The organism is Neptuniibacter sp. QD48_55, assembly GCF_047778115.1.
GTDB lineage: Bacteria > Pseudomonadota > Gammaproteobacteria > Pseudomonadales > Balneatricaceae > Neptuniibacter.
This window is the reverse complement of the sequence record NZ_CP180555.1, coordinates 478505-486251: the sequence shown is the minus strand read 5'-3', so window position 1 is coordinate 486251 and position 7747 is coordinate 478505. Positions and strand designations below refer to the sequence as shown.

The window sequence follows — 7747 nt, the reverse complement described above, 5'->3', positions numbered from 1 at the left end:
TAAATACTTCTTAAAAAACAATGGGGTAGTTCCACCACCCCATTTAATTTAATGCGTTACTTCTTCTGTCGTATCTTCATCTGCTGTTACAGCTGCACTACCAGAAACTTTTTCAAGCATCTTAGTAAAATTACGCATAGACTGCAGATGCACATAAATTAGTTCTAGCTCATCCGTTTTAGCTAGCTCAGCAAACGTTTCAGGAGCTAAACCTTTAAGCTTTTCACGATTAACGGCCTGGAAACCAGTCACTGTACGTTTCTCGCCAGCTGGCGTAGTAAACTGCGCTCCCATAGGCTCAAGCAAATCTAGTTCCTGAAGTTTCTTAGCAAAAGCTTTAGTGCGCTGATAATGCACTTGATACTCTTTTAGGAAATCCAATACAGAACTTAGATACTGAGTTTGTTCACCATCAGCATCAAATAGCTTTTCGCCACGTCCTTCCTGATTACAACCCTCGAACCCCTCATCCACACAAAGCGTCAAGGTTGAACCATCATCAGCACTAGAAAAAACAAACGGGTAACGACGGATGAAAGCAGGGATATATTTAGCTTTCCAACTGCCATCTTTATTTACATAAAGATTTTCCTGCTCTCTAACACCCATTAGAACTACCGGGAGAAGATTTTCACCTTCGCCCGCAAACACTACACAATACTCTTCAGCCGCATTAGGAAACTCAACAGCCATTAACGGTACTGAGTTAACCGCTTGAGCAAAGCCATATTGACTACCCGCTTTTACTGACCAATCAGCATGACGCTGCTTATTGATTGGTTGTACATCTCCGTAAATCAGTAACTGTGTTGTCACGTTGTTTTCCTTAGCTATTTCTAATATTTATTGCAGTCTAAAGGATCCATCTTAGATAAGAAGACACCCCTTCTGCAACTTAACTATTGGCCTGTGGAGTAAGTATTTCTTCTTCCCAACCAAAATTCTTAATATATGCACTATTTAACCCTAGGCATTCCGTGGACTGACAGCTTTCTCGATGCTTACATTGATAAAAACCGTTTTTTTCAAATTCCCGCCAAAATACAGGATCAATAAAAAGTTGCGGCTGTCCATTTACCAATAAATGCTTAAATTCTCCCAACAAACATTGTGGGAAATTTTTAATTTCCACACGCCGACCTAGCGCCTGTGCTTTTATCACAGCCTCTTTCAAATAGGGCAACATTTCCAAATGAGGTGCAAGCAAAGTCTTTTCATCCTTGCCTGACATCGGCCAATAAAACCAAAATTCCATTTGCGCTAAGTTTTTTAAATGCGCTAATGCATCTACAACTTGCGGTAACTGCTTATAACTTTTTTTTGTTACGACTGTATTAGTAATACTGATCGTATGCTCCCAACGATCTATATTTTCCATTCCCTGAAGGGTTTTATTAAATGAACCTTGAACTTGGGTTATTGCATCATGTGACTGAGCATCTGCAGCAGCAACGCTAATGAAAAATTCGTCAACCCCAGAGTCAATGAGCTGGGCACAATAATCTAACTTGCCCAGATGCATACCATGACTCTGAATTCGAACATGCTGAAAGCCAGACTGCTTTGCGGCTTTAGCTAACTCTGACAGGTCACGATGCAAGGTAATCTCTGACCCAGTAAGAATCAGCCCAGGCCATCGCTTATGGGCCTTATTATAGGCAAGTAATTCCTCAAACTGTTCTCGACTCTGAGGCTCGAGGTAATCCATTGTGCCTTCGATCATGCAGTGAACACATTTAAGATTACAACGAAATTCCATCGTCATAGAAACGTAAGCACTGTGATCAAATCGCTCTTCTATAGAAAGCATTAAAAGATCCCATAATAACTTGTCTTCAAAACTTCTATCTGACCATCAGGCAACATTGTGTAATCTACGCCGACATCATAGAGCATATGATCTAATTCATTCCTAGAAGTCTTTATATAACCCTGAATCGGCTCTGGATATTCCATGACTTCTAAGAACCAAATAAGCTGTTCTATTTTAATACGAGAGAAGTAGATCCCTTCATTTTGCTTTTTATTCGCAACTACTGTGGTTTCGCAATCACGCAATTCTGGTAAGAGAATTTTATTGAAATCTAACTTCCGCAGGTTCAAATGCGCAGAACTTGCTATCTTTGCTAAAATATCTTCTTTCTCTTTAACCGAGTTATAAAAGTAATAAAGATTGCTTAAGGAAAGACCTTCTTCAGACAATAGATAACAAATACCTGAAGACACATTACTACCGTCATTCCCAATATAGATATTCGCTTCGCTTAAATTTAAACAACCTGCGTTCAACTCTTCGACACCCAGATCTATCGAAAACATAAAGTAAGGTACATCATCCGACACATCCAAAGCAGTCGATAAATAATCTGGCATCAGTCGCTTTAAACGAGAAAAGGAGTTTCTTCTCTCAAGGCGTTTATAGTCGTAAAAATACAGTTCCCAACTAATTTTTCCGTCAACAAGCTTTACCCCCCAAACTGTCTGCCCCTCTCCCATCAATTTCTGAATTTCGTTTATCAACTTAACGCCGTAAACTCCGACGCCCGCTGCAGAAAAGCTATTTAATAGAAGGTTAAAAGAATGCTGTTTACCATCTGTAGCTGCCAGAGGGGGGTACGGCCAAAGACAATAATCCGACAACTGCGCTTTGGGGCCACATTTTTTAAAAAACAGCTCTAGCTCATTCCTATTTTCCACAGCGTTCTTCCACTCCAAAATACAGTGTAATAAAAGGTTCACCCGTCCGGTTAATACCGCCAGAAACATGGCCTAGAACACAACCATAATTTTGCTCAAAAAACAGATCCACCGATTCAGTCGGAATTAAAAAACTTTGAAAAAGCTCTTCCAGCAAGACTTTCAGCTCACCTATTCGAATAGAGAAATCATATAAATTGATATCAAAGGATCTACGAACACTCTCGGGTTCAGATACATCAAGTATCATTGGCAACTCGGATTTACAAACCCGTTCCAATAATGTTTTAACCCACAAAGACTGTAACCGCCCAGAAGGACCTAAGCATTGCTCCACAAATGAAAAGAGGCGTTTCTTAGATAAGGAAGGCAAACATCGATAGTCTGTAATTAGATGACGATTACTATTTGGATACCATTTAATGGCTTGATGAAGCAAAAACCCCTTCGAGCTATTTACTCCTTCACTTGCTGTAGCTGGATAGGGGTACTCAAGATAGAGTTTACATAGCGGCTCGCCACGCTCATTTTCATAGCCAAGATGAACAAGCTCAGCTTTATCAAATCGACTCTGTATCCACCCCAAGCCTTCGCTAGGCATCTCAAGATCACCCGCCAACCCCAACAGTGAAGTCAGTGAATCGGATCCAAAACAGTTTTTGTGTTGGGTAAGTAAAAATCGGTCTTGATTGAGCGTTCTTGCCGTTAATTTACAAGAACGCTCGTAACCAAAAGGAACTGCCAGCGATGAAAAGGCAGATAGCAGTACAGCTTGCGGCTGCATTTTAGACCTAACGGCGAGCTTGTTCAGAGCTTCGATAAGTACGACTATCCATGAGCGATGCCGTGATTTCAAAAGCTTGCTCTTCACCAGAAAGCATTACGTTAACCTGCTCCAAATCAGTATCACTCAAAAGACCAACAGCACGTTTAAGTCGTAATGTGTTAATAAGATAGTCATATCGAGCACTAGAAAACTCAGTTCTAGCAAAGAACAAATCACGCTCTGCATCTAATACACTTAAGCTCGATGTCAAACCAGACTCATAAGCGGTACGTTTTGCTTCTACACCAAGCTCATAAGCATCGACTGAACGCTGCAACGCTTCAACTTTAGCGATAGAGCCAACAACGCCGTCAAATGCAGCATACGTCTCACGTTCTGTTGCACGCCACTCAACTTCTAATTCATCCTGAGCTTTATTATGTAGCTCAATAGACTCTCTGACTTTAGAAGACACTGCACCACCTGCGTAAATGGGCACAGTTAATTTAACCATCATGTCTTGAGTCTCAACTTCAGAGCCACCACCAAATAGCGACCCTTCTGTCTCTCTATTGTTCTGCGAAAAAACAAAATCTAATGTTGGATAATGTCCACCCTTTTGTCGGCGAACTTCTTGCCAAGCTACAGATATCGCATAACGCTTAGCCATTACATTAGGGTTATTGTTTCGGCTTTTCTCAACCCACTCTAGAGGCATTGCTGGCGTTGGCTCAACCAAGTCCATATCAATACCGAGAGAAACTAATGACTGGGGTAATTGCCCCGTCATCTCTTTCAAACTTTGAAGCGCATCTTTTAACGTATTGCGAATTTCAACTTCACGCGCTTTAGCTTGCATATAACGCGCCTGAGCATCTAATTCATCGGTAACTCGCGCTAAACCATCTTCACGTTGTTGACTTACGAGCTCATAGTGTTTCTCTAGAGAAGCGACTTCAGACTTAACAGATGTGTAGTTATCGTATTCTCGCAACGCTGAAAAATAGTTTTCGGCAGTACGCATCCTCAGATCTTGGCGAACATCCTCCAACTCAGACGCAACCCTCTTCACATCTTCTTCCGCTTGTTTAAAGTAAGCCCAATTACTGTAGCTATAGATAGATTGGGTTAGAGATAGAGTCATCTCAGTGGTTGGGTAAGAGGTACTACCGCTGGAAAATACCTGATTATCGGAACTAACTATATCCTGCGACGTTTCAGTCTGAGAGTAATCAAACTTTAATGTAGGAAGTAACGCCGCCTTCGCCTGTGCATATATTTCTTTAGAGGCTTCATGTTCATGAAACCCCGCCAGATATGTAGGGTCGTTTTCCAACGCCAACTTGTATACATCAATTAAATCTTCGGCATTAGCTGATAGGCTAATCATACATCCAGAAAGACATGCAGCTGTTACAATCTTTCTTACACTTCTGTGCACAATAGACACCTTATTTAGCTCCTCTCTTTTTAAGCCCGCTCTGCAACAGGATCGGTTTCTATCAGGATGCAGATTTTTTACATTTCAACGTGATGAGCAATATTACACCACACAAACCCAAAGCACTTAATTCAAGGAAATTAATTTAGGACTTATTAACTAAAGCGTTATATTTTTTAGAGTATATTTGAAAAGGCATTAAGTTTTCATACATATCCTATTATTAAATTACCCCAAACTTAATCAGAGTCATCCGCACAATAGCAAGCTAGCGAATTTAAAGTACATTTAGAATTACTTAAACCTGTTTATTGAAATACAATTCAACATCTATACTTACAAGATAATCATTTAACTCTGGAACAGCAGAACTGCAGTAGCTATCCATATGAGTAACAAAGCCATTAAACAGACTGATTTCGAAGTTCAGGTTGCACAATTGCAGCAGGAGATAGAACGCCTTAACGATTTTGCTGCGCTATCGTCCGATTGGTTTTGGGAGCAGGATAAAGAGTTTCGATTCATCAGCTTCTCAGGGACCGGGATCAGCCGAATGAGTCGCAACCAGATCGACTTTATTGGTCGTTGCCGCTGGGAAATGCCAATTAGCCCCGACTCTTATTCTGCAATGCAGGAACACAAAGCTCTATGTAAGCAACACGAACCCTTCTATGATTTCCAGTACGATATTTTTAATGATGAAGGGCAATTACAGCGCTATACCGTCAGTGGTGCTCCAACCTTTGATATTGAGGGTAATTTTTCAGGTTATCGAGGCATAGCTTCCAATATCACCGATCTTTACTTAGCACGAAAAGCATTTAAAAAAACCCAGCAACAGCTGTCCCAGATGATTATTGGTAACCCCATTGCCAGCTTCGTTATCAATGAAGATCACGTTATCACACACTGGAATAAAGCCTGCGAAATACTCACAGGCATACCTGCTTCAGCAGTGATTGGCACAAAAGACTCTTGGCGTGGCTTTTATGATCACCCGCGCCCAGTGATGGCCGATTTAGTTCTTAATGGCGCCATAGCCAAAGATATAGAAAAACACTACGGTCATAAATTCCAGCCATCAGAACTCATCCCAGGTGCAGTAGAAGCCCAAGACTACTTTCCTAAAATGCATGATGGTCGCTGGTTATATTTCACGGCTGCACCTCTTCAGGATGAAGATGGTCAAACTATTGGAGCAATAGAAACCCTGCAAGATATAACCAGCCAGAAAATCCAAGAAGAGAAAATCATCCATCAAGCACATTTCGATAACCTCACAGGGTTACCAAATCGCTTCTTAGCTCTCGACCGACTCAATTTGTTGATTCAAGAAGCTGAGCGAAACAACAAAAAACTTGCAGTCCTCTTTATCGATCTAGACGACTTTAAGAAAGTAAACGATACACTTGGGCATGCACTTGGAGATGAATTACTCATTCAAGCAGCAGATAAATTACGCTCGATGATTCGCGCCAGCGATACCATCGGCCGCTTGGGCGGTGATGAATTTATCGTTCTCATTAACAACCTCGAAGATGCCCTTGAGGTACGCCCCATTGCGGAAAACCTACTCAAAAGCTTCCGCGATGTTTTTAAAGTCAAAAATAGAGAACTTCTTCTTACAACGAGTATTGGCATATCCATCTATCCAGATGACGGAGACCAACCGGATCAGCTACTACGAAATGCGGACTCCGCCATGTACCACTCAAAAAGTGAAGGCCGTAATGCCTACCACTTTTTCACCGAAGACATGAATGCCGGTATAGAGCGTCGCTTACTGATAGAGGAACAGATGCATGGCGCATTAGCGCGTAACGAGTTCCATCTAAACTACCAACCCGTGTTTGACACTCAATCGGAACGAATTGTGGGTGCTGAAGCCCTACTTCGCTGGAAAAACCCAGTTCTAGGCCACGTACCTCCCGACGAATTTATACCGATTGCCGAACAAACGGGCTTAATCATTCCGATTGGTTACTTTGTATTAAAAGAAGCATTGAAAGCCACTAAAACTTGGACTGAACAACATAACTCCAATTTCAAAATTGCAGTCAATTTATCACCGCTGCAATTTAAAGCACCAACACTGCTCACCAAGATCAAAAAATACCTCAATACAAATCAACTATCGGGCGACAGCTTACATTTGGAGATAACTGAAGGTGTTCTATTAGGCAATCAAACTTATATCACGAAAGCGTTTGAGGAGTTCGCCCAATTAGACATTCTTATCTCAATGGATGACTTTGGCACAGGCTACTCTTCTTTAAACTACCTTCGCCAATACAAGTTCAACACCCTAAAAATCGATCGTAGTTTTATGCAAGATTTTGAAGATGATAAAACAGCCCCAGCGCTAATAGATGCAACTATTGCTATGGCACATGCACTCGGAGTAAAAGTCATTGCAGAGGGAGTAGAAACACAGTCTCAGAAGGACTATTTAGCTGCAAAAGCGTGTAACTATATTCAGGGATATTTTTACAGTAAGCCTTTACCGCAAGACGAATTGACTAAATTAATCAGCCGCCATCAATAAACTACCTTTTAAGTTTCAAAATAGGACGTTTAGGCTTATCAGTTGCGTTAGGCCTTACTGCCCGCACAGTAGCTTTAGCACCGTTTTTAGCTGCGTACTCCATCCCTTCACGAATCATTAAAGCCAGTTCTGGCGCAGAAAAACCTTTGTCACCCTTAATGGACAGATCAAGCGGATTGCTGAAGCTACCGTCCAAAACTTCAATAGAAAGACCCGACTGATGCACAATCTGGCGCCCGTCTACAGACCACATACAAACATTCCTAAAATTAATTAACGTTCACTACACAATATACGT

Annotated in this window: 7 protein-coding genes; 1 reads left to right on the top strand and 6 read right to left on the bottom strand. The window is 41.4% G+C overall.

Annotated elements, in window-relative coordinates:
- Window positions 1-48: 48 nt before the first annotated feature.
- The 5 genes from ACMXYW_RS02175 to ACMXYW_RS02155 form a co-directional block, all read right to left on the bottom strand.
- Window positions 49-816, bottom strand: coding sequence for a SapC family protein (locus tag ACMXYW_RS02175; protein WP_415905052.1), 768 nt, complete (start codon window positions 814-816; stop codon window positions 49-51).
- A 79-nt stretch (window positions 817-895) separates the two neighbouring features.
- Entirely contained in the window at window positions 896-1810 is a 915-nt protein-coding gene (locus ACMXYW_RS02170; protein ID WP_415905051.1) for a radical SAM protein, read from the bottom strand.
- Window positions 1810-2697 (bottom strand): hypothetical protein, encoded by an 888-nt coding sequence (locus ACMXYW_RS02165; protein ID WP_415905050.1) that lies wholly within the window; start codon window positions 2695-2697, stop codon window positions 1810-1812. The genes ACMXYW_RS02170 and ACMXYW_RS02165 overlap by 1 nt, the downstream gene beginning before the upstream one ends.
- A complete protein-coding gene (locus ACMXYW_RS02160; RefSeq protein ID WP_415905049.1) occupies window positions 2687-3481 on the bottom strand; it encodes a hypothetical protein in 795 nt (264 codons plus the stop codon). Before ACMXYW_RS02160 ends, ACMXYW_RS02165 begins: the two co-directional genes overlap by 11 nt.
- A 7-nt stretch (window positions 3482-3488) precedes the next feature.
- Entirely contained in the window at window positions 3489-4904 is a 1416-nt protein-coding gene (locus ACMXYW_RS02155; protein WP_415905048.1) for a TolC family outer membrane protein, read from the bottom strand.
- A gap of 388 nt (window positions 4905-5292) precedes the next feature.
- On the opposite strand from ACMXYW_RS02155, the gene ACMXYW_RS02150 reads away from it, so the two are divergent.
- Window positions 5293-7449, top strand: coding sequence for an EAL and GGDEF domain-containing protein (locus ACMXYW_RS02150; RefSeq protein ID WP_415905047.1), 2157 nt, complete (start codon window positions 5293-5295; stop codon window positions 7447-7449).
- A 1-nt stretch (window position 7450) separates the two neighbouring features.
- Here ACMXYW_RS02150 and ACMXYW_RS02145 read toward each other — a convergent pair whose 3' ends face one another.
- Window positions 7451-7702: a hypothetical protein gene (locus ACMXYW_RS02145; protein ID WP_415905046.1), complete on the bottom strand. Its 252-nt coding sequence runs from the start codon at window positions 7700-7702 to the stop codon at window positions 7451-7453.
- Window positions 7703-7747: the final 45 nt, after the last annotated feature.